14 protein-coding genes are annotated in these 22,674 nt (G+C 69.4%); 10 read left to right on the top strand and 4 right to left on the bottom strand.

Annotated features, from left to right (window positions below):
• Positions 1-114: 114 nt before the first annotated feature.
• A complete protein-coding gene (locus FZ029_RS12285) occupies positions 115-2,160 on the bottom strand; it encodes an NAD(+) synthase (protein ID WP_149269485.1) in 2,046 nt (681 codons plus the stop codon).
• A gap of 402 nt (positions 2,161-2,562) precedes the next feature.
• Between FZ029_RS12285 and FZ029_RS12280 the strand changes: the two genes are divergently transcribed.
• The 4 genes from FZ029_RS12280 (at position 2,563) to FZ029_RS12265 (ending at position 10,094) form a co-directional block, all read left to right on the top strand.
• The gene (locus FZ029_RS12280) at positions 2,563-5,544 is read left to right on the top strand and encodes a chemotaxis protein CheB (protein WP_247892284.1); all 2,982 of its coding nucleotides are present in this window, start codon (positions 2,563-2,565) and stop codon (positions 5,542-5,544) included.
• Positions 5,541-8,186 (top strand): PAS domain S-box protein, encoded by a 2,646-nt coding sequence (locus FZ029_RS12275; protein ID WP_149269484.1) that lies wholly within the window; start codon positions 5,541-5,543, stop codon positions 8,184-8,186. The genes FZ029_RS12280 and FZ029_RS12275 overlap by 4 nt, the downstream gene beginning before the upstream one ends.
• 134 nt (positions 8,187-8,320) lie before the next feature.
• Positions 8,321-9,658, top strand: a complete 1,338-nt coding sequence (locus FZ029_RS12270) for a CHASE3 domain-containing protein (protein WP_149269483.1) — start codon at positions 8,321-8,323, stop codon at positions 9,656-9,658.
• Between the two features lie 37 nt (positions 9,659-9,695).
• On the top strand, positions 9,696-10,094 hold the full coding sequence (locus tag FZ029_RS12265) for a response regulator (protein ID WP_149269482.1): 399 nt from the start codon (positions 9,696-9,698) through the stop codon (positions 10,092-10,094).
• Positions 10,095-10,106: 12 nt separating this feature from the next.
• Here the strand turns inward: FZ029_RS12265 and FZ029_RS12260 are convergent, their stop codons facing one another.
• From FZ029_RS12260 to FZ029_RS12250, 3 genes are read right to left on the bottom strand one after another with little or no spacing between them, the layout of a single operon-like run.
• A complete protein-coding gene (locus FZ029_RS12260; protein WP_149269481.1) occupies positions 10,107-10,805 on the bottom strand; it encodes a nitroreductase in 699 nt (232 codons plus the stop codon).
• Entirely contained in the window at positions 10,802-11,278 is a 477-nt protein-coding gene (locus tag FZ029_RS12255; RefSeq protein ID WP_149269480.1) for an OsmC family protein, read from the bottom strand. The genes FZ029_RS12260 and FZ029_RS12255 overlap by 4 nt, the downstream gene beginning before the upstream one ends.
• A gap of 14 nt (positions 11,279-11,292) precedes the next feature.
• The gene (locus tag FZ029_RS12250; protein ID WP_247892283.1) at positions 11,293-12,243 is read right to left on the bottom strand and encodes an AEC family transporter; all 951 of its coding nucleotides are present in this window, start codon (positions 12,241-12,243) and stop codon (positions 11,293-11,295) included.
• Between the two features lie 360 nt (positions 12,244-12,603).
• Between FZ029_RS12250 and bcsA the strand changes: the two genes are divergently transcribed.
• From bcsA to FZ029_RS33925, 6 genes are read left to right on the top strand one after another with little or no spacing between them, the layout of a single operon-like run.
• Positions 12,604-14,811 (top strand): UDP-forming cellulose synthase catalytic subunit, encoded by a 2,208-nt coding sequence (bcsA, locus tag FZ029_RS12245; protein WP_246457229.1) that lies wholly within the window; start codon positions 12,604-12,606, stop codon positions 14,809-14,811.
• A 14-nt stretch (positions 14,812-14,825) separates the two neighbouring features.
• Positions 14,826-17,348 (top strand): cellulose biosynthesis cyclic di-GMP-binding regulatory protein BcsB, encoded by a 2,523-nt coding sequence (locus tag FZ029_RS12240; RefSeq protein ID WP_247892282.1) that lies wholly within the window; start codon positions 14,826-14,828, stop codon positions 17,346-17,348.
• On the top strand, positions 17,345-18,391 hold the full coding sequence (locus FZ029_RS12235) for a glycosyl hydrolase family 8 (RefSeq protein ID WP_149269478.1): 1,047 nt from the start codon (positions 17,345-17,347) through the stop codon (positions 18,389-18,391). Before FZ029_RS12240 ends, FZ029_RS12235 begins: the two co-directional genes overlap by 4 nt.
• Entirely contained in the window at positions 18,388-20,205 is a 1,818-nt protein-coding gene (locus tag FZ029_RS12230; RefSeq protein WP_149269477.1) for a hypothetical protein, read from the top strand. Before FZ029_RS12235 ends, FZ029_RS12230 begins: the two co-directional genes overlap by 4 nt.
• Before the next feature lie 25 nt (positions 20,206-20,230).
• On the top strand, positions 20,231-20,941 hold the full coding sequence (bcsN, locus tag FZ029_RS12225; RefSeq protein WP_247892281.1) for a cellulose biosynthesis protein BcsN: 711 nt from the start codon (positions 20,231-20,233) through the stop codon (positions 20,939-20,941).
• 51 nt (positions 20,942-20,992) lie between these two features.
• Positions 20,993-22,669 (top strand): tetratricopeptide repeat protein, encoded by a 1,677-nt coding sequence (locus FZ029_RS33925; RefSeq protein WP_149269475.1) that lies wholly within the window; start codon positions 20,993-20,995, stop codon positions 22,667-22,669.
• Positions 22,670-22,674 lie beyond the last annotated feature (5 nt).

The following is a 22,674-nucleotide window of genomic DNA, read 5'->3' as shown; positions in this document are numbered from 1 at the left end:
GGGCCAAAACACTGGCTGTGTCTGCCGTGCAGCTGCAATCCATTCAAAAATCCCGGACAGCAGTGCGCCTTCGCGGGGATGACGGCTGAGGAGAGTGGCGGCCATACACATACTTCACTCCGCCGGAACCTCGCGCTCCAACTCCTCCAGCCAGATGCGGGCATTGCCGTCGGACGGGGCGCGCCAGTCGCCGCGGGGCGACAGCGACCCGCCGGCCGACACCTTCGGGCCGTTCGGCATGGCGGAGCGCTTGAACTGGCTGAAGCCGAAGAAGCGGCGCAGGAAGACGCGCAGCCAGTCGCGGATCTCGGCCGGGCTGTAGGCGCGGCGCTTTTCCAGCGGATAGCCCTCCGGCCAGTCGCCCTTGGCGACGTCGGCCCAGGCGTGGCGGGCCAGGAAGGCGATCTTCGACGGGCGGAAGCCGTAGCGCAGCACGTAGAACAGGTTGAAATCCTGCAGATCATACGGCCCGACCACGGATTCGGAGCTTTGCAGCGCCTTGTCGGAGCCGGCCGGCACCAGTTCCGGCGAGATCTCCGTCTTCAGGATGGCGTCGAGCGTCTCCGACACCTCCTGCTGGAACTGGCCGGTGCGGCCGACCCAGCGGATCAGGTGCTGGATCAGCGTCTTGGGCACGCCGGCATTGACGTTGTAGTGGGACATCTGGTCGCCGACGCCATAGGTGCACCAGCCCAGCGCCAGTTCCGACAAATCGCCGGTGCCCAGAACGATGCCGTTGTGGTGGTTGGCGAGCCGGAACAGATAATCGGTGCGCAGGCCGGCCTGCACATTCTCGAAGGTCACGTCATACACCGCCTCGCCGCGGGCGAAGGGGTGGTCCATGTCCTTCAGCATCTGGTTGGCGGCCGGCCGGATGTCGAGTTCCTTGGCCGTCACCCCCAGCGCCGTCATCAGCCGCCAGGCGTTGGACTTGGTGCCCTCGCTGGTGCCGAATCCAGGCATGGTGTAGGCGAGGATGCCCGAGCGCGGCAGGCCCAGCCGGTCCATGGCGCGGGCGGCGACGATCAGGGCGTGGGTGCTGTCCAGCCCGCCCGACACGCCGATCACCACCGTGCCGATGCCGGTGGCGCGCAGCCGCTGCACCAGCCCGGCGACCTGGATGTTGTAGGCCTCGTAACAATCCTGTTCCAGCCGTTCGGCGGCGGCCGGAACGAAGGGCAGGCGCGGCACCACGCGCAACAGCCCGACATCCACCTCCGGCGCGTCGAGCCGGAAGGCGACGGTGCGGAACCCGCCGGCCGCCGTCGCGTGCAGGCGACGGTTGTCGTCGAAGGTGCCCTGTCGCAGCCGTTCCTGCCGCAGCAGGTCCAGATCGACGTCGGCGACCGCCATCTGGGCGCCGTCGGGGAAGCGGTCGGTCTCCGCCAGCATCTCGCCATTCTCGAAGATCGAGGTCTGGCCGTCCCAGGCGAGGTCGGTGGTCGATTCGCCGGTCCCGGCCGACGAATAGAGATAGGCGGCGAGGCAGCGCGCCGATTGCGACTTCGCCAGCAGGCGGCGGGTGTCGGACTTGCCGATGGTGATGTTGCTGGCCGACAGGTTGGCCAGCACGGTGGCGCCGGCCAGGGCGGCCATCGTGCTGGGCGGCGCCGGAACCCACAGATCCTCGCAGATCTCGGCATGAACCACCAGACCGGGCTGGTCCTCGGCGGAGAACAGCAGGTCGGGGCCGAAGGGGGCGGTCAGGTCGCCGATGCGGATCGTCCCGCCTTCGGTGCCGGCGCCGGAGGCGAACTGGCGCCGCTCGTAGAATTCCCGGTAGTTCGGCAGATGCTGCTTCGGCACCACGCCCAGCAGCTCGCCGCGCTGGATCGCCACCGCCGTGTTGTAGAGCCGCCCGTCATACAGCAGCGGCGCGCCGACCAGCAGCAGCGGCATCAGCCCGGTCGAGGCCTGGACCAGATCGAGGATCGCCTGTTCCACCGCGTCGATCAGCGGGTCCTGCATCAGCAGATCGTCGATGGCATAGCCCGACAGCGCCAGTTCGGGAAACAGCGCCACCGCCACCGACTTGTCGTGGCAGGCGCGCGCGGCCTCCAGAACGGCGGCGGCGTTGGCCGCCGGATCGGCCGGGGTGCAGCGCGTGGTGCAGGCGGCCACCCGCGCGAATCCGTGGCGATAGATCGAGGTGAAGCTCATGACCCGTTCCTGCTGCCTTGGCAATCCCGTGACGCTCCCGGATGTGGCGCCCCGGATGTGGTGCCTGGGGAAGCAAACATAGCAGGAATTTCGCGCGCGTCAGGTCCCCGATCCCGGTCGCCCCCGGCTTTCCCGCCTTTGGGGCGGGATCGGCCGGGCCCTCGGCGCAATATACTTCAGACACGATACATTCGTTATAAAACCAAAGTCAAATCGATACGTCATCGGATGCATTCCAATTAAAATGGTGATGTTGCAGGACGAGGTTCTGCGACAGCCAAGTTGACCAAATCAAATTCGGCGGATATAGCGAAGGGCTCGCTTGCACCGAGAACCGCCGGCCGACGCCAGAAGGACTTGTTTATCGCCGTGTCAACGGAAACACCGGTCACGCAACCCGACGTGAACAAAACAACGCCGCAGGAGAATGCCGAGGTTGCGACCATGCCGGCGGAAAATGGCGCGCCGCCGGAGCAGGCCTGCTGCATCGTCGGCATCGGTGCCTCGGCCGGCGGGCTGGAGGCGTTGCAGCGTTTCTTCGATGCGGTGCCGGGCGACAGCGATCTCGCCTATGTCGTGGTCCAGCACCTGTCGCCGGTGCACAAGAGCCTGATGGTCGATCTGCTCGCCAAGCACACCGAGATGGAGGTGGTGCAGGCGACCGACGGCGTGCCGGTCCAGCGCAACACCGTCTATCTGCTGCCGCCGGGCAAGCACCTGACCATCGAGGACGGCCGGCTGCGGCTGACCGCCAAGGATGCCGGCAGCGGCATGAGCCTGCCGATCGACATCTTCCTGACAGCGCTTGCCCGCGACCAGGGATCCCTCGCCATCGGCCTGATACTGTCGGGCACCGGGTCGGACGGCACGCGCGGCCTGATGGCGATCAAGTCGGCCGGCGGCTTCACCGCCGTGCAGCAGCCGGAGACGGCGCAATTCGACGGCATGCCGCGCAGTGCGCTCGCCACCGGGCAGATCGACGCCACCCTGCCGCCGGATGAGTTGCCGGCCCGGCTGATCGACCACGCGCGCAAGGCGCTGGCCCGCGCCCGTCCCATGCCCGCCCGGCAGCGGCGCGACGACGGCGACGATCCGCTGGCCCAGATCATCGCCGTCATCCGCTCCGTCACCGGGGTCGATTTCTCGCATTACAAGCTGGCGACGCTGCTGCGGCGGATCGAACGGCGCATGCAGGGCGCCGGGCTGGAGTCGATGGAGGAGTATGCCGCCCTGCTGCGGCGGAACAGCGCCGAAGCGGTCAATCTCTACAAGGAGATGCTGATCGGCGTCACCCGCTTCTTCCGCGACGACGCGGCGTTCCGCGTCCTGGCCGACCGGGTGATCCCCGGCCTGCTCGCCAACCGCAGCCCGACCGACATGGTCCGCGTCTGGGTCTGCGGCTGCGCCAGCGGGGAGGAGGCCTATTCCCTCGCCATCCTGTTCGCCGAGGCGCAGGAGCGGCTGGGCCGCAGCTTCGACGTCAAGATCTTCGCCACCGACATCGACCAGGACAGCATCGAGGTGGCGAGCCTGGGCGAATATCCGCGCGCCATCGCCGAAGACGTGTCGCAGGAACGGCTCGCCCGCTTCTTCACCGCGCGCGGCGACGGCTATGTGGTGTCGCGCGACATCCGCCGCATGGTGGTGTTCGCCGCCCACAACATCATGCGCGACCCGCCCTTCACCAAGATCGACCTGTTGAGCTGCCGCAACCTGCTGATCTACATGGACCAGCCGCTGCAGCGGAAGGTGCTCAGCCTGTTCCAGTACGCGCTGCGCCAGGGCGGCTTCCTGTTCCTGGGCACCAGCGAAACGCTGGGCGACCTGCAAGGCGATTTCCACACGGTGGACAGCCGCAACAAGCTGTTCCAGAGCCTGCGCGCCGGATCGTTCCGGTTGTCGCGGCTGCTGGTGCCCACCGTCTCGGCCCCGCTGGCGCGGCATGGCGACGACACCGGATCCCATGCGATGGAGGAGGGGGCCGCCATCGACGAGGCGATGGCCGCGCTGATGAAGGCCTATGTGCCGCCCTGCCTGCTGGTCAACGAACAGATGACGATCATGCATGTGTTCGGCGATGCGTCGTCGCTGCTGAAGGTGCCGCCGGGCGAGGCGACGTTGAACGTGCTGAAGCTGCTGCCGTCGTCGGTCGCCATGGTGACGGGCACCGCGCTGAACCGTGCCTTCCGCTCCGGCGAGGAGTTCGCGCTGTCCAACATCCCGGTGAAGGACCGCGAAGGCGTGGCGGCGCTCAGCCTGCGGGTCCAGCCCTATGTCGCGCGCAAGACCGGGCGCCGCTTCGCCCTGGTGGTGCTGGACCGTGCCAACATGCTGCCGCTGTCGGTGCCGGATTCCGACTTCGACCTGAATGCCGACGCCGCCGAGCGCATCCGCGGATTGGAGCAGGAGCTGCTGTCGCGCGGCGAGAATCTGCAGGCGACCATCGAGGAGCTGGAAACCGCCAACGAGGAACTGCAGGCGACCAACGAGGAGCTTCTGGCATCCAACGAGGAATTGCAGAGCACCAACGAGGAGCTGCAGTCGGTCAACGAGGAGCTTTACTCCGTCAACGCCGAATATCAGGCGAAGGTGGAGGAACTGACGGAGATCACCAACGACCTGGACAATCTGCTGCGCTCGACCGAGATCGGCACGGTGTTCCTGGACGGCGATTTCGTCATCCGCCGCTTCACCCCGGCGGCGGCCGGATTCATCAACATCATCCCGCGCGACATCGGCCGGTCCATCGCGCATTTGTCGACCAACATCGACTATCCGAACTTCCTGGGCGACATCCGCCGGGTGTTCGACGGGCACGAGGCGATGGAAAGGCATGTCCGCGTCAATGACGGCCGCTGGGTGCTGACCCGCATCCTGCCCTACCTGACCGACAAGAATCAGGTCGGCGGCGTGGTGGTGACCTTCGTCGACGTGACCGACACCAAACTGGCGGAAGAGCGGCTGCAGAATGTGCTGGACAGCCTGCCGGAGCACATCGCCGTCACCGATCGCACCGGCCGGATCGTCATGGTGAACGCCGCCTGGCAGGGCTTCGCCCAGCGCAACGGCGCCCCGGCGATGGAGCGCTGCGGCGTCGGCACCAACTATCTGGACGTCTGCCTGACTCCGGAGGCTCCGGAGAAGGACGGCATCGGCCGCGCGGTGCATGACGGTCTGCGCCGCATCCTGGACGGCGAGGCCGACGATTTCACCATCGAATATCCCTGCCATTCGGCCGACGAGCAACGCTGGTTCCTGATGCACGCCACCCGCCTGAACGACCATGACGGCGGTATCGTCGTCAGCCACATCAACATCACCAACCGCAGGCTGATGGAGTTGCAACTGGACGGGGCCGGTAAGGCCGACGGGGGCAAAAAATGAGCGAAGACTCCTCCGGCCGCCTGCGGCGCCGCGCCGAAATAATCCTCAGCGGCGGAAATTTCGAGGCGGCGGACATCACCGCCACCTCGATGAAGGAACTGCTGCACGAGCTGTATGTCCATCAGGCCGAGCTGGAAATCCAGAACGAGGAGCTGCGCGGCGCCCAGCAGGCGCTGGAGGCGTCGCGCCTGCAATATCTCCAGCTTTTCCAATCGGTGCCGCTGGCCTGTCTGGCGGTGAACGCCACCGGCATCGTCGGCGAGGCCAACAGCGCCGCCGAACGGCAGTTCGGCCTGCCGATGCTGCGGTTGAAGGGACGCCCGCTGACCCTGCTGGTCGACAGTCTCGACCATGGCCGGCTGTTCACCGCGCTCGGCCGGCTGCGCGACGGCGGCGAGTGGACCCGGCAGGAATTCCGCTATCACGGCCCGCAGGGCACGATCATCGACGGGCTGACCGATGCCCGCCGGGTGACGCTGGACGACAGCGACCGCGGCGACGTGCTGCTGACCATCACCGACCTGACCGAACGCAACGCCTGGCTGCGCGAGGTGCAGCAGGCCCGCGACGACGCCGAGCGGGCGCGCGCCGACTATCACCATATCCTGCAGTCGGTCGGCGACGGCATCCTGGGTGTGGACGCCGACGGCCGCATCCGCTTCGTCAACGCCGCGGCGACGGCAATGACCGGCCATCTCGACCTCGACCTGATCGGCCGGCCGCCGTCCGACCTGCTGGCCGGCCCGGCGCCGGAAACCGAGGCGGGCTTGCCGGTCGGCGAGGGCGACGCCGCCCCCGCCGGCGGAGCGGCCCGTGCGCTGGCCCTGTCGCTGACCGATGGCCGGCCCCGCCGGGTCGCCTGTGAAAAGCTGCGGCGCGAGGATGGCGGCACGTTGCTGGTGGAGATCTCCATCTCGCCGATGCTGGCGTCGGGCAAGCGCCTCGCCCCGATGGAGGAGCGCATCCAGGGCGCCGTCGTCGCCTTCCGCGACGTCACCGCGCGGCGGACGGCGGAAGCGGCGCTGAACCTCAGCGAACGGCGGCACCGGGTGCTGGTGCAGTCGCTGCACGACGCGCTGGCGATGACTGCCGCCGACGGCCGCAACCTGCTGGCGAATACCATGGCGGAGCGGCTGCTGGACGGCCCGGCCCGCGCGCTGCTCGACCCCACCGCGCCGGCCTTCGACCGGGAGGGCGGGGGAGAGAGCCGGGCGGGCGGACAGCTGGCGCCGGCCACCGCCCCCGCCAGCCTGGTCCCGACCACCGCCGGCCGCCGCTTCATCGACGCCAACGGCAACCGCCTGCACGGGCTTCCCCCCGCGGCGGAGGCGGTGCGCAGCGGCAAGCCGGTGGTCGAACGCATCATCGGCGTGATCGAGGGGGAGGAGGCGACCGCCCCCACCCGTTGGCTGCGGGTGTCGAGCCATCCCGTCGCCGATCAGGCCGGCGGGGTGGAGGCCGTGGTGTCCAGCGTCGCCGACATCACCGCGGTGAAGGCGCTGGAGCGCGACCTGAACGTGGCGCTGGACGCCCGCGAACGCTTCCTGGCGGCGGCGAGCCACGATCTGCGCCAGCCGGTGCAGGCCTTGCTGCTGCTGTCCGACCTGCTGCTGAAGGAAAGCCTTCCCGCCGGGGCGCAGCGGATGGCGGAGCAGATCCAGTCGTCGCTCGGCGGGCTGGGCGGCATGCTGGACGGGATGCTCGACATCTCCAAGCTGGAGGCCGGGCTGGTGGCCCCCAATCCGGAACCGGTCGACATCGCCGCCCTGCTGGCCCGGCTGCATGGCGAATTCTCGGCCCTGGCGGAGAAGGGCGGGCAGAGCCTGCGCCTGGTGGCTCCGCCGCTGACGACGCGGACCGATCCGGGACTGCTGGAGCGGGCGCTGCGCAACCTGCTGACCAATGCGCTGCGCTACGCCCCCGGCGGCCGGGTCCTGCTCGGCGCCCGTCGGCGTGGCGGCAGCCTGCAGATCGAGGTGTGGGACAACGGCATCGGTATCGCCGACCAGCATATCGGCCGAATCTTCCAGGACTTCTTCCAGGTCGGCAACGCCGCCCGCGACCGGCGGGAAGGGCTGGGGCTGGGACTGAGCATCGCCCGGCGGCTGGTCACCATGCTGGGCGGGGTCATCGACGTGACCTCCTCGCTCGGCCGCGGCAGCCGCTTCACCGTCAGCCTGCCGCTGACGGAACTGGAGGCGGAAGGCGGCGGTCGGGCAGCTGCCGGTGGGGAAGCCGGCGGCACCCGGTCCGGCGGCGGCACGGACCGGCTGATCATGCTGGTGGAGGACGACGCCGTCATCCGCATGGCTTTGGTCCTGATGCTGGAGGACTGGAGCTATCGCGTGGTGGAGGCGGGCAGCGGGGCGGAGGCGGAGCAGCTTTTGAACAGCCTGATCGACGCCGGCGAACCGCCCGACCTGATCCTCGCCGACTATCGCCTGCCGGAAGGAACCACGGGGCTGATGGTGATGGACATGGTCCGCCGCCGCCTGTCGCGCGACGTTCCCGGCGTTCTGCTGACCGGCGACACCTCGGCCGACCGTCTGCGCGAAGCGGCCGGCGCGCAGTGCGCGCTGCTGCACAAGCCGATCCAGCCCGCCCGTCTGCAGGACACGTTGATTTCGGCGCTTGGCGGGTAGGGTGGGAGATGGCCGTCACGACGGCCCTCCGGTTGTGTGAAATTGTTGACTCACGTCAATGCCGCCCATGCGGGAAGCTACAGACTGTTCGGACCAGCGATCCGGCGGTCGTCGACAAGAGGCGGGAACGGCCCATGCCCACCAACACGGATGCCAGCCTCGCGCGGCGGAAGGTGCGCGCCCGTGCCGCTCGGTTATCGGCGGTGCTGCTCGGCGGCCTGTTCGTCGGCTTCCTGATTCTCGTCGGCGTCTTCATCGAATACCGTCGCGCCATCGACTGGGTCGACCACACGCACAAGGTCATCTCCACGGTCGAGGACCTGCAGTCCAACCTGTCCGATGCCGAATCCAGCCAGCGTGGCTACCTGCTGTCGCGGGACCGGAGCCACCTCATGTCCTACCGGGAGGGGGTGGAGCGCAGCCGGGCTCTGCTCGACCGGCTCGACTCCCTGACCATCGACAATCCGGTCCAGCAGGACAAGGTGAAGACCCTGCGCGCGCTGACCGCCGACCGTCTTGGCCGGATGGCTGAGGTTCTGCGGCAGGCCGAGGACGCAGGCATGCAGCGGGCGCTGGACATGGTCCGGGAGGGTATGGGCGCCAACATGATGGCGGAGATCCGGCGGCTGACCGCCGCCATGCGGGCGGACGAGGATCTGCTGCTCGCCCGGCGCAGCCGCCACGCCATGATCCTCGAGATTCTGATGGTCGCCTATGGGCTGCTGTTCGTGACGGTCACCGGCTGGCTCGGCTACACGACCGTCCGGCGGCTGGAGCGGGACTATCAGGCGGAACGGGCGGAGGGGCGGGCGCTGACCGCGGCGCTGCAAGAGAACCGCGTCCTGCTGGACGAGGTGAACCACCGGGTGAAGAACTCGCTGCAGATCGTCGCCAACCTGCTGCGGACCCAGGCGCTCCGGCATCGCAGCCAGGAGGTGCGGCAGGAGTTGCTGGACAGCAGCAGCCGCGTGCTGGCGATCGCCGAGGTCCATCGCCGCCTCTATGGCGAAGGCACGGTGTACGACACGGTCGAACTGTCGGACCTGATCCGCAGCATCGCCGAGAACGCGGTCCCGTCCAGCGCCGAGGGCAGCGGCGATGGCGGCGGTGAGCCGGCGATGAGCGTGGCGGTGGGCACGCCGCTGCCGACACCGGTCGACACCGCGGTCCCGGTGGCGCTGATCGTCAACGAACTGCTGACCAACAGCTACAAGCACGCCTTCCCCAACGGGCGGACCGGCACCGTCAGGCTGGACATGGAGGTTGAGGGGAACGAGGTCCGCATCGACGTCGCCGACGACGGCATCGGCCTGCCCGAAGAGGTCGGGAGCAGCGGCGGCGGGTTCGGGCTCAACACCGTCCGCAATCTGACGCGGCAGATAAGGGGCCGACTTGAAATCGAACGTTTGACTCCGGGCACACGCTTCCTTTTAACTTTCCCCATGAAACCGGGAGCGCCAACCCAGGCGTGACGCCTCCGCGCATTGTACAAAAATTACAAGAAAAACAATGAAGATATTGATCATAGAAGATGAATATCTGATCGCCGAAGGGGTGGCGCTGACGCTTCAGTCCGCCGGCCACGAGGTGACGGGGATCGCCGAGGATCTGCCCTCCGCCCTGGCCCTGGCGGGGCAGGAGAGGCCCGACATGGCCTTCGTCGACATCAAGCTGGCCAACGGGTCGAACGGGTTGGACGTGGCGCGCGAATTGAAGGCCCTGGGAATTCCGTGCGTCTTCGCCACCGGAAACCCGCCGAGCAAGGCCCAGGCCGGCGGCATCGGGCTCGGCTATATCGCCAAGCCCTTCTCGCCGCGCGTCCTGGTCCAGACCGCCGCCTTCGTCTCCCGGCTGCTGTCGCCCTGCGCCCCGTCGGCGGCGGCGCCCAGCGGGTTCGTCACCCTCTAGGAATCTTCCTGTTCAGAAGCCGGTGAAGCGCGTGAAGGCCTCGGCCGGTTCGCGGTCGGTGGGGAAGTTGTTTTCCGGGGCCGACCAGTCGGCGACGCCCAGCGCCATGCCGCTGGCGATGATTTCCGTGTCGGGCAGCCCCAGATGTCGGGCGGTGATGGCGTGGCGGTAGCAGAAGGCCGCCTGCGGGCAGGTTTCCAGCCCGAAGCCGCGGGCGACGATCATGACATTCTGCATGAACATGCCGAGGTCGAGCCAGGCGCCCTTGCCCATGTCGCGGTCGATGGAGAAGAACAGCCCGACCGGCGCCCCGAAGAACAGCCAGTTGCGGCCATGCTGGCGCGCCATCCGCTCGCGGTCGCCCTTGCCGATGCCGATCGAGCCGTAGAGCGCCCATCCCACCGCCCGGCGGCGGCCGAGATAGGGTTCCCGCCAGCTTTCCGGGTAATAGGGATATTCCGGCACCTCCGGCTCCCCCGCCTCATGGGCGGCCAGCAGATCCGCCGACAGGGCGGCGCGCGCCTCCCCGGCGATGGCATGGACCTTCCAGGGCTGGATATTGGAACCGCTGGGCGCGCGGGCGGCGAGGTCGAGGATACGCAGCACCGTCTCCCGCTCCACCGGTGTTGGCAGGAAGGCGCGGATGCTGCGCCGGCCGGCGACGGCATCCAGGACGGAGAGGGGGCCGGAGAGGGGAGGGCCGCCGCTCATCCCTCGACCTCCACCGCCGGCTCGTGCCGGACCGGGAAGTTGACGGAGCGGGCGATGAAGCATTTCTGCGCGGCGTCATGGTGCAGGGCGAGCGCCTTGCCGGCGTCCGATCCCTGTGCCAGCGTCACCCGCGGCCGCAGCACGACGGTGGTGAACTGGCCGGCGCCGTCGGCCTCCTCCTCCATCACCCCCTCCGCATCGTCGCTGTAGGCGGTGACGACGATCCCCGCGACCGAGCAGAGATGCAGGTACCAGAGCTGATGGCAGGAGGACAGGGCGCCGACCAGCATCTCCTCCGGGTTCCAGCGCGCCGGATCGCCGCGGAAGGCCGGATCGGAGGTCGCGGGAATTGCCGGCTTGGTCCCGGCGCTCAGCTCGTGGTCGCGGCTGTAGGCCTTGTAGGCCGAGGTGCCGGTGCCGAGATTGCCGGTCCAGCTCAGCCGGACGGCATAGCGGTGTTGCCTGTGCGCCATGGACTCCCTCCCTCCTACTGCATCACGATCATCAGAAGCGCCGGCAGCCCGATGAAGGCCATGGCGGTGGACCCCAGCACCATGCCGGCCACATCCTCCGGCGAATTGCCATAGCGCAGCGCCCACAGATAGTTGAAGACCGCCACCGGCATCGAGCTTTGCACCAGCACCACGCCGCGCGTGCTCCCGGTCAGCCCCATCGCCCAGGCAACCAGCAGCCCCATGGCGAAACCGACCGCCAGCCGGAAGGCCGACATCGACAGCGCCCGCACCGCCCCGGACAGCCGCAGTTTCGACAGCGCCACGCCCAGCGAGAACAGCATCAGCGGCACGGCGCAGTTGCCCAGCAGCGTGGTGGTGTTGCCGATCCACACCGGCAGCGGCAGCCCGGCCAGTTGGATCGCCACCGCCAGCCCCACCGCGTAGATCGTCGGCGTGCGCGCCATCTGCCCCAGGTCGAACCGCCCGGCGGCCAGCGCCGGCCCCAGCGTGAACTGGCCGACCGCCATCACCGCATAGAACAGGACCGCAAGGCTGAGGCCGTTCTCGCCGAAGGCGAACAGGCAGACCGGCAGACCGAGGTTGCCGGCGTTGGGAAAGGCCATCGCCGGCACATAGACCCGCAGCGACAGCCCGCTCGCCAGCAGCACGGGCACCGATGCCAGCGCGGTCAGCGCCATGCAGGCGGTCGCCGCCAGCGCCATCTCCCCCATCACGTCGGCCGACAGGTGCAGCCGGGTCAGGGCGGAGAAGACCAGGCAGGGCGACGACACGTTGATCGCGAAGGTGGTGATGAAGGCGCTGTCGTAGGGAAGCTTTCGACGGGTCCAGCCATAGCCCAGCGCCGCCACCAGGAAGACCGGGGCGAGCACCGCGAAGGCGTCGGACAGAAGGGCGAAGGCGGGCATGGAGGCGGTCGGGATCCCGTGCTGCAACCGGTGGGTGGACGAATTGTCCGTCACCATGGCGGCATTCCCGCGCCGCGTCATCCCCCCAAGCCCAAGCCGCCGCGCAAGGCAGCCGCGCAAAGGATCAGTTTGCGCGGCGGCGGTCTCCATTCCGAGTCGCGATGCGGTGGGCAGGCAATGGCGGCGTCCGTCACGGCCGGAAGGAGCGTCGTGGAGGCCCGGGCCAGGCAAACATGGCTTTTGAGCAATCTTTATCACGAGTCAGTAACGATTTGTAACGAAGCTTGAGCGATAAGGGGGCGCCCACTAAGGTGGAATCGCCCCATTCCGCGGATCCGCATGACAACTTCGTCCGGCGCCAAGACCGTTGTTCGACCTCTGAACAATAAGGCGCAGCAAGCCAAACGACAGTCGAGCGTGAAGAGTCGCCGTTTCTCGCTGCGGTCGGTTCTGCTCTGGATTCTGTTGTTGCTGTCGGCGGGTTTGTTTCTTGCGCTGGCGGCCCTGCCCGTTGGAAGATTTGCCAGCGCCGCCATTTCTGCCGGCGTGGTCGCGGCGGCCTTCGTGCTGGGGCGCTTCGCCCAGCGCTTCTGGCATGCCCGCACGCTGACCGTGCTGCTGCTGGCCTTCGTCACCTTCCGCTATTTCTTCTGGCGGCTGACCGGCACGATGCCGCCGGTGGACGATCTGGTGAACTTCATCCCCGGCGTGACGCTGTTCGCGGCCGAGGCGCTGTCCTTCGTGCTGTTCCTGACTTCGCTGTTCGTCATCATCGACCCCGTCGCCCGCGAACCGTCGGAGCCGACGGGCGATCCCGCCCTCTGGCCCAGCGTCGACGTCTACATCCCCTCCTACAACGAGGAGCCGGAGCTGCTGGAGACGACGCTGGCCGCCGCGGTCTGCATCGACTACCCGCGCGACAAGCTGCACGTCTATCTGCTGGACGACGGCGGCACCGACCAGAAGCTGGCCCACGCCAACCCGGAACTGGCCGCCGCGGCGAAGGAGCGGCGCGAGACGTTGCAGGCGCTGTGCGAGCGGCTGCAGGTCACCTACATGACCCGGCCGCGTAACGAGCATGCCAAGGCCGGCAACATCAACCACGCGTTCCACAAGACGTCGGGCGACCTGCTGCTGATCCTGGATGCCGACCATGTGCCGACGGTCGGCATCCTGAAGGCGACGGTGGGGTTCTTCCAGCAGGACGCCGGCCTGTTCCTGGTGCAGACGCCGCATTTCTTCGTCAATCCCGACCCGGTCGAATACAACCTCGGCACCTTCGAGCGGATGCCGAGCGAGAACGAGATGTTCTATTACTCGATACAGCCGGGGCTCGACCGCTGGAACGGCTCCTTCTTCTGCGGGTCGGCCGCCATCCTGCGCCGCGCCGCGCTGGAGGAGGTCGGCGGCTTCAGCGGCGACACGGTGACGGAGGATTGCGAGACCGCGCTGGAGCTGCATTCGCGCGGCTGGCGCAGCGTCTATCTGCCGCGTCCGCTGATCGCCGGGCTGCAGCCGGAAACCTTCGACAGCTTCATCGCCCAGCGCTCGCGCTGGACCCAGGGCATGATCCAGCTGTTCCTGCTGAAGAACCCGCTGTTCAAGCGCGGGCTGACCATCTCGCAGCGGCTTTGCTACACCAGCACCATGCTTTACTGGTTCTTCTGGTTCTGGCGGCCGATCTTCCTGCTGTCGCCGCTGTGCTACGCGCTGTTCGGGCTGGAGATCTACCGCATCAACCTGCCGGACTTCGCCTGCTTCGTCCTGCCGCACGTCTTCGCCGCCGCCTTCCTGTCGCAGTTCCTGCATGGGCGGATGCGCTGGCCGCTGTTCTCGGAGCTGTACGAGTACCTGCAGTCCTTCCACGTCTCCCGCGCAGCGCTGGCGACGATGATCCGGCCGCGCGACCCGGTGTTCAAGGTGACCGCCAAGGGCCAGTCGGTGGACGAGGACGGCTTCTCTCCGCTCGCCACGCCCTTCATCGTCACCACGCTGCTGCTGGCCGCCGGTCTGGCCGCCTGCGCCTGGCGCTATTCGATCTTCCCGGAACACCGCGCCGCCATCGTTCCGGTGGCGGTGTGGTGTTCGCTGAGCTTCCTGCTGGCGCTGGGCGGCCTCGCCGTCGTCTATGAGCGCAAGCGCGTCCGCCGGCAGGAACGTTTCACCGTCGACCGACCGGCGGCGCTGAAGTTCGAGGACGGGACCAGCATCGACCTGACGGTCGCCGACGTGTCGGCCGGCGGCGTCGGGCTGCTGGTCGATCCGAAATGGCGCGATCTGCTGAGCCAGCCCGACCGGACGCCGGTCCTGACCATCGCCGCGACGGAGACGGAGGCGGCGACCACCACCGGCGTGCGCATCTTCCGCATCGAGATGCGCGGCGGCGAACTGGCGGTCGGCGCCGGATTCGCTCCGCGCGACCGCCAGGACATCGTGGAGATGGCGCGCTTCGTCTTCGGCAACAGCGTCGGCTGGGACATCTTCCTGGACCGCAAGCGGGTGGCCGCGCCGACCTTCTTCGGCGGGTTGCTGTTCTTCGCCACGCGGGTGGTGCCGCGGCTGGGGCATGTGCTGCTGGCCCTGCCCGGCGCGCTGCGGCGCATCCTGACCTTCCAGGCTCCGTAACGGCGATGGCGGGCATGCGAAATCATACCGGCCTCCGCCGGGCCTGCTGGACCGTGCTGTCGCTGCTGTCGCTGTGGATCGGCTGGGCAGTGCCGGCTTCGGCGGCCGACAAGCGGGTGATCCCGCTGTCGAACCTGCGCGACGACCAGCCGGACGTCACCCTCAACGGCGAGACGGAGACGGTGGTCCTGCGCGCCGTCCTGCCGCCGGTGGTCGGGCTGACCTCCGCCGTTCTGGCGCTGACCTACGAGAACGGCATCGACATCCTGCCCGAGAAGGGGGCGATGTCGGTCTTCATCAACGGCTCGCCGGTGGCCGACCTGCCGCTCGCCGCCTTCCGGGGACCGGTCAACGCCTCCATCACCCTGCCGGGCAGCCTGATCCGTCCCGGCGAGAACCAGATCGTCTTCCAGACCAGCGCCCAGCACCGCGCCATCTGCACGGTCCGCGGCACCTACGACCTGTGGGCGCGGGTCAATCTGGCGGCGTCCTCGCTGACCCTGCTGTCGGACGGTGGCGTGCCCGAACCGGACCTCGCGATGATGCGCCAGCTGCTGGCGTCGGCCGACCGGGCGCGCGAACCGCTGGCGATCCTCTATCCCGGCAGCGACATCGATGCCGACCATCTCGGCTGGGGCTCCATGGTGGCGCAGTCCTATGGTCTGCTGTTGGGCGACCGGACCCCGCGCGTGGTGGCGGTGCCGGTGCCGGCCAAGCCCGCCGGCGGTGCGGCGCCGACATTGGAAAGTCTGCCGTTGCCCGGCGGCAAGAACATCCTGATCGGCACCCGCGACCGCATCGCCACGATCCTGGGGGAGGCGCGCGCCGCCGCCATCACCGGCCCGTTCCTGGCGGTCTATCCCCTGCCGGCCGCAGCCGACGGGACCGGCGGCGGCTTCGTCACCGTCGCCTCCGGCCGCACGCAACAGGAGGTCGATCAGGCGGTGATGCGGCTGTCCGACGTCAGCCGGCCGCTGCCGACCCAGACCGCGATGATCGTTGCCGACGCGACCACGCCTGCCGCTCCGCCGCCCGCGCCGGTGCAGGCGGAGGGGCGCTACCACCTGTCGGATCTGGGCTTCCAGACGGTGCAGCACAGCGGCTACCGCTACACCGGCCATTTCGGCCTGACGCTGCCGGCCGGCTTCGCCCCGGTCAGCGACCGCTCCATCCTGTTCCACGTCAATGGCGCCTTCGAAGGCAATCTCGGCCCCGGTGCGGTGCTGAACGTCCGGGTGAACGGCAAGTCGGCCGGCGCCATGGAGGTCGACAAGCGGTCCAGCGGCGTCATCGAGAATGGTGAGATGCCGCTGGCGATGGCGCTGTTCCGCCCCGGCCCCAACCTGATCGAGATCGAAGCCGAGCTGCCGCCGGCCGGCGGCACCGACTGCGTCTTCGCGGTGCGGCGCCCGACCTTCACCCTGCTGGACAGCTCCAGCATCGAGATTCCCGGCTTCGCCCGTCTGGTCACCCTGCCCAACCTGCGCGGCTTCGCCAGCACCGCCTACCCCTATGGCGGCATCGCCGGGGGCGAGCCGGCGCCGCCCTTCGACCTCGTGGTCGTCGGGCGCGACCCCGCCTGGTCCGGTGCGGCCTGGAGCCTGACCGCCAAGCTGGCGCAGCGGGCGGGCGACCTGATGGCGGTGGTGCCCTACACCGGCTGGGACGGTGCGCCGAACGACAACGCGCTGATCGTCGGCCCGGTCGCGGCGCTGCCGCAGGCGGTCTTCGCCACCGCGCCGCTTCCCGCCGACCGTCTGGCCGGCTTGCTGGAGGCGGGATCGCTGATCGCCCAGGCCAAGGCGCGGGGCGAGCCGATGGCGGCGGCCGACCGCCGCGCCCTGGCCGACCGTCTGCGGCTGGGCTGGTCCGGCAATGCCGCCCGCACAGGTGCGGCGCGGCCGGGCTCCGTGCAGCAGCCGCTAGGGCAGATGACCATGGTGGGATCGGCGATGGCGGCCGACGGCGGAACGGCGAACCGCTGGCAGCGGATGGCCGGCGATGCCAAGGAACCGGCCGCCGGGCGCGGCTGGGTGCCCGACTGGGCGCGGCGTGTGATGGCTGCGGCGGCGCGCTACATCAATCATTGGGCGGTGGAGGATGCGCCGGTCGACGTCGTGGCGCTGACCGAGACCGCCGAGACGCTGCCGGAGGCGGCCCTGCTGCAATACCGGGCTCCCGGCAACGATCCGCTGACCTGGACCTTGCTGACCGCCTCGGACCCGCGCGCCATCGACCGCGCCATGCGCAGCCTGGGCGAGGCCGGCCTGTGGGAGAAGCTGCGCGGCGGCGGGGCGCTGTGGAGCAGCGCGGCGCCCGCCGTCACCACGCTGGAGGCGTCGCGCCCCTATCAGATCATTCTCAATCCCTTTGACATCGGCAACCTGATCCTGATTCTGGCCCGCAACCTGTCGCAGCGGATCGAGGTCCTGTTCGCCCTGCTGCTGGGGACGGCGGTGGTGCTGACGGTCAGCATGCGCCTGCTGCTGAAGGGCGGGCATTCGGAACGGAGCATGGGGGAAGGAAGCGGATCATGACGGCATCGCGGCGCGACGTGCTGATCGGATCGGCAGCCCTCGGGCTGGCGGCGGCATTGCCGGGAAACCTGCGCGCGGCGCCCTTCGACGGGGCGGCGTGGCGCCGTTATGCCGAGCGCTTCCTGCTGCCGGAAGGGCGGATCGTCGACACCGGCAACAAGGGCATCAGCCATTCCGAAGGGCAGGGCTACGGCATGCTGCTGGCGGTGGCGGCGGGCGACCGCGCCGCCTTCGACCGGCTGTGGGGCTGGACCCAGCGCGTGCTGATGGTGCGCGGCGACGGGCTGGCCGCCTGGCGCTGGACGCCCGACGGCGGCGTCGCCGACCGCAACAACGCGTCGGACGGCGACATGCTGATCGCCTGGGCGCTGCTGCGCGCCGCCGAGGTCTGGCAGGCGGAGGCCTACCGCACCGCCGCCGCCGCCATCGTCAAGGCTCTGGCCTCCGGTCTGCTGGTGGAGCAGGCCGGGCTGACCGTCCTGCTGCCGGGGCGCGACGGCTTCCGCAAGGGCGAGACGCTGGTCCTCAACCCCAGCTACTGGATCTTCCCGGCCATCCGCGCCTTCGCCGCCCTGCCCGGCGGAGAGCGCTGGGGCAAGCTGTCGGATGCCGGGCTGGTGCTGCTGTCGAAGGCGCGCTTCGGCGGGTTCCAGCTGCCGCCGGACTGGATGACGCTGGAGGCCGCAGGGACGGTGGGCATCGCCGACGGCTTCAAGAAGCAGTACGGCTACGACGCCGTGCGGGTGCCGCTCTATCTGGCGTGGGACGGCTACCGCGATCCCTATTATTTCCGTCCCTTCGCGATGCTGGCGACGAAATACGGCGGTACGGCGGTCCCCGCCACCGTCTCGCTGCCCGGCGGCACCACCACGCAGGTGGCGGCGTCGGTCGGCATGCTGGCGGTCTACCGGCTGGCCGGTCATCTCGCCGGGGCCGGCGACGCGGTGACGGTGCCGCCCTTGGCGCCCGACGAAGATTATTACTCCACCACCTTGGCCCATCTGTCCGCGCTGGCGGCGCAAAGCCTGGGGATCGACCCGTGACCCGTCCTGTCCTTCTTTCGGCCCTTCTTCTCGCCGGCATCGCCGCCTCCGCTGCTGGGAACGGCGCCTGGGCACAGGCGAACGGCGGCGGCCGCGCGCTCGCCCCCGGCGTGAAGGTGGAGGTGGCGCCGGCTCCCGGCAGCGGCTCCGCCCCCGCCGCCGGCAAGGTGGACGAGACGGCACTGCGCTATTACGCCCGCATCGGCGACGGCGAGCGGCTGGAGGCGGAAATCGCCCGGCTGCGCGCGCTCGACCCGGGCTGGGAACCGCCCAAGGACCTGTTCGCGCCGCAGCCGACCACCCCCGGTGTCGACGAGACGCCGTTCTGGAACCTGCTGTCCGCCGGCAAGGTGGCGGAGGCGCGGGCGGCCATCGCCGAGCAGCGGCGCAAGTCGCCGTCCTGGCAGCCGTCCGACAAGCTTCTGCAGGAACTCGACACCGCCGAGAGCGCCGGCCGCATCCGCTCGGCCAGCGACACCAAGCGCTGGCAGGAGGTGGTCGATGCCGCCGCCGCCCATCCGGAGGCGGTGGCCTGCAACCGGCTGGACAACGCATGGCGGCTGGCGGAGGCCTATGCCGAGCTGAAGCAGGCCGACCGCGCCTTCGACACCTACCGGACCATCGTCAGCACCTGCCCCAAGGCGAAGGAGCGGCGCGACACCATCTTCAAGGCGTCGCGTTATCTCAGCCCGGACCAGCTGCGCGAACTGACCGCGCTGGGCGCCACCGCCAACCCGGCGAAGGGGGAGGATTACTCCACCGTCCGCACCGCGGAGGCCGAGCTTGAGACCGGCCGCCTGCTGGAGCGTCTGGGCAATGCCAAGCCCGGCGCGCTGACGGCGGCCGACCTCTCGCGCATCCAGGGCATCGTCCGCGACAAGCAGGACGCCGACGGCGCCATCGCGCTCGGCTGGTATTTCCAGAAGCAGAAGAACTTCGCCGAGGCGCAGTCCTGGTTCTCGCAGGCCAACGGCTGGGCGCCGTCCGACAAGGCGGCGGAAGGGCTGGTGCTGGCCTACAACGGCTTGGGCGAGAAGGCGCAGGCCCGCGCCGCCGCTGCGCCCTGGAAGGGAAAGTCGAGCCGGATCGATCAAGCGCTGAAGGCGGTGGATCCGCCGCGTGGGGCCGGCGGCGGCCGCAGCGGCCCGCAGGGGCCGAGCGAGCTTGACCGGGCGCTGGCCCGCCACGACTTCGCCGAGTGCCTCAGCATCATCCGCAGCAGCATCGCCAAAAGCGGCCCGACCGCCGGGCTCTTGCAGCAGCGTGGCTGGTGCCTGCTGGAGATGAAGCGCCCGTCTGAGGCCGAGGCCGCCTTCGCCGAGGCGCAGGCGATGGCCGCGCGCGAACCGGCGAAGGGCGGTCAATCCGGCGGCGGGAATGGCGCAGCCGCGACGACGCGCACGCCGGCAGCATCCGGCCTGCCGCAGAAGGCGACGCCGGCGCAGGAGAACGCTTATGGCCAGGCCGTGGCGCGGCTGGCCACCGGCGACACGGTCGGCCTGACCCGCGATCTGCCGCGCGCCAACATGACCCCGGCGCAGAAGGCGGAGATCCGCGCGTCGCTGATGGCGACGGAGGCGAACCGGGCGCTGGAGGACAAGCGCTACAACGACGTGCTGCGCCTGCTCGACGCCCGCAAGGAGCTGACGCCGGAGCCGCGGAACCTCGGGATCCTGCGCGGCTGGGCGCTCTACAACCTGATGCGCTTCGACGAGGCCTATGCCCAGTTCAAGTCCGTCGACGACCGGCTGAGCACCGAGGAATCGCGCGAAGGCGTCAGCATCACCTGGAAGACCATTTACCATGACTGGTAAGGGCATGACTGGTAAGGGAGCCCCGATGCCCGAGACTTCGATTTCCTGTACTCCGCATTCCGGTATGGCCCGGACCGGCTGGCAGCGCACGGCGTTGTCGGCGGTTTTGGCGGTGGCGACGCTGCTGACCTCCGGCTGCGCCGGCTGGGTCCGCGACAACCTGACCCAGGCACCGACCCCGTGGCGGCGCGTGCAGCCGACTGCGCTGCCGGTGACCATGCCGGACAGCCGCGACTTCCCCATCGTCGCCGCCCGCATGCGCGACACCGGCGCCGTCTACAAATCCTACATCGTCGTGCTGGGCAACCCGACGGTCCTGCCGGGCGAGAACCGCCTGACCGTCGACGTGCAGACCCTGCCCGACAGCCTGTTCGGCGCCCTGGTCCAGCCGCCGCGCGTCTTCCCGGTGCCGCTCTACACCATGGAAACTCTGCTGGCGACGACCAAGCGCGAGTTCCCGGGGATGACCGTCAAGGTCGCCGACGCCGCCCGCCGCAACCGCTACGGCGACTACGACTATGTCACCACCCAGGACGCGGAGAACAGCTGCGTCCTGGCGTGGCAGCTGATCTCCGACCACAAGCGGATGCTGCCGGAGCGGATCGAGGCGGTGCGCCTGGAATACCGGGCCTGCGGCGTCGGCTCCAACGTCCGCGCCTTGCTGGCTCCCTTCGACGGGCTGTCGCTGACCTTGCCGGAAACGGTGCTGGAGGCGCAGGATCTGGGCGCGATGTAGCCAAAGGATCCCCTCTCCGACGACAGCCCCCACATCGGAAGCCCGCCCGCCATGACCACCGTATCCGAAGCGTTGCGCATGGCCGTCGGCCTGCATCAGGGCAACCGTCTGGCCGAGGCGGCGGACATCTACCGGAAGATCATCCAGGCGGCCCCCGAGGTCGCCGATGCGTGGCACCTGTTGGGCGTGCTGCACCACCAGTCCGACCAGTCGGCCGAAGCCGTGCGGCTGATCGGCGAGGCGATCCGGCGGGATCCCCTCTGCGCCGCCTATCACGACAATCTCGGATCGGCGCTGCGGGCATTGACGCAGGCGGATCGGGCCGCCGCTCATCACCGGGTGGCGACCGCCATCGATCCGGGGTGGGTCAAGCCATTCGGCAATCTGGCCGGGGCCCTGACCGATCTGGGCGACGGCACCGGTGCCGCCGGGGCGCTGCGCCGGGCCTTGCGGCTGGCGCCCGAGTCCGACGCCTATCTGCTGCGGCTCGGCGACTGCCTTTATGCCCAGGAGCGGACGGTGGAGGCGGAGGAGTGTTACCGGCGGCTGGACGCCCTCCATCCCGGCCGGGCCGACTGCCGATACCGGCTGGGCCTGTGCCGGCTGGCGGCGAGCGGGCTGATGGGGGCGGTGCTCGCCACCGCCGGAAAGACCGTCGACCGGGCCGCCCTGGGGGAGGCGGTCGCCGCCTTCACCGATGCCGCGGCGGGTGGCCATGCCGATGCCGGCAAGAACCTGTTCGGCACGGCGGTGGTGGCGATCCAGACTGGAGTGACGGACGACGCGACGCTGGACCGGATCGCCGCCGCGGCGCGACGGCGCCTGATGGCGGAGCCGCGGGACAGCGTGGCCCTGTCGGTGGTCTGCTATCTCCTGTATCGCCGCGGACGGCTCGATCTTGCCAGCCGCTTTTTCCGCAAACACGCCCGCCATTGGACGCCGCAGGACATCGCCGCCGATTTCGAGATGCTGCTGTGGTCGATGGTGCGCGGCGAGCCGGCCTTCTTCGACGGTCTGGCCGCCGAGCCGCCGGCATGCTTCACCCGCGCCGTCCGCCGCATGCCGGTCCCGCCGCAGGCCGATGGCCGGCCGATCCTGCTGGTGGGTTGCGACGAGAGCTATTGGCGCCGCTTCGGCGCCGGCTTCCTCGCCACGCGGCGGGAGAAGGCCCCGTCCTGCGCCCTGCATGTCCATGTCGTCAACCCGTCGGACGATACCGAGGCGGAGTTGATGCGGCTGGCGGGCGACGGCGATTTCCCGCTGTCCGCCTCCTTCGAGACCATCGACCTCGGAGCACTGCCGGAGCCGGTGCGGCTGACCTATTTCGCCTCCGCGCGCTTCGCGGTGACGCAGCAGCTTCTGCGGCAGGGGGCGGGGCCGGTGATCCAGGTCGATGTCGATGCGCTGCTGCTCGCCGATCCGGGGCTTGCGATGGTCGATTGGCAGGCGTGGGACGTGGCGGTGATGCAGGACCGGCGGGGGCGCGGGCCGACCCGCGACGTCCTTGCCGGCTTCCTCGCCTTCAACCGGACGCCGGCCGCCCGGCGCTATCTCGACCTCGTCGTCGCCTATATCGGCCGGCATTTCGACGAAGGCCGGGCCTTCTGGGGGCTGGATCAGGCCGCACCCTATTGCACATACGACCATCTGGTCCGCAGCGGCGGGGCGCCGGCCCTGATCCGTTTCGACTTCGAAGCCTTTCCCTTCCTGCACTTCCTGGCGAAGTGAGGCCG

This window comes from Azospirillum sp. Sh1 (genome assembly GCF_008365135.1).
Classification (GTDB): domain Bacteria; phylum Pseudomonadota; class Alphaproteobacteria; order Azospirillales; family Azospirillaceae; genus Azospirillum; species Azospirillum oryzae.
The sequence above is the reverse complement of the archived record's forward strand: the minus strand, read 5'-3'. Positions and strand labels throughout refer to the sequence as shown.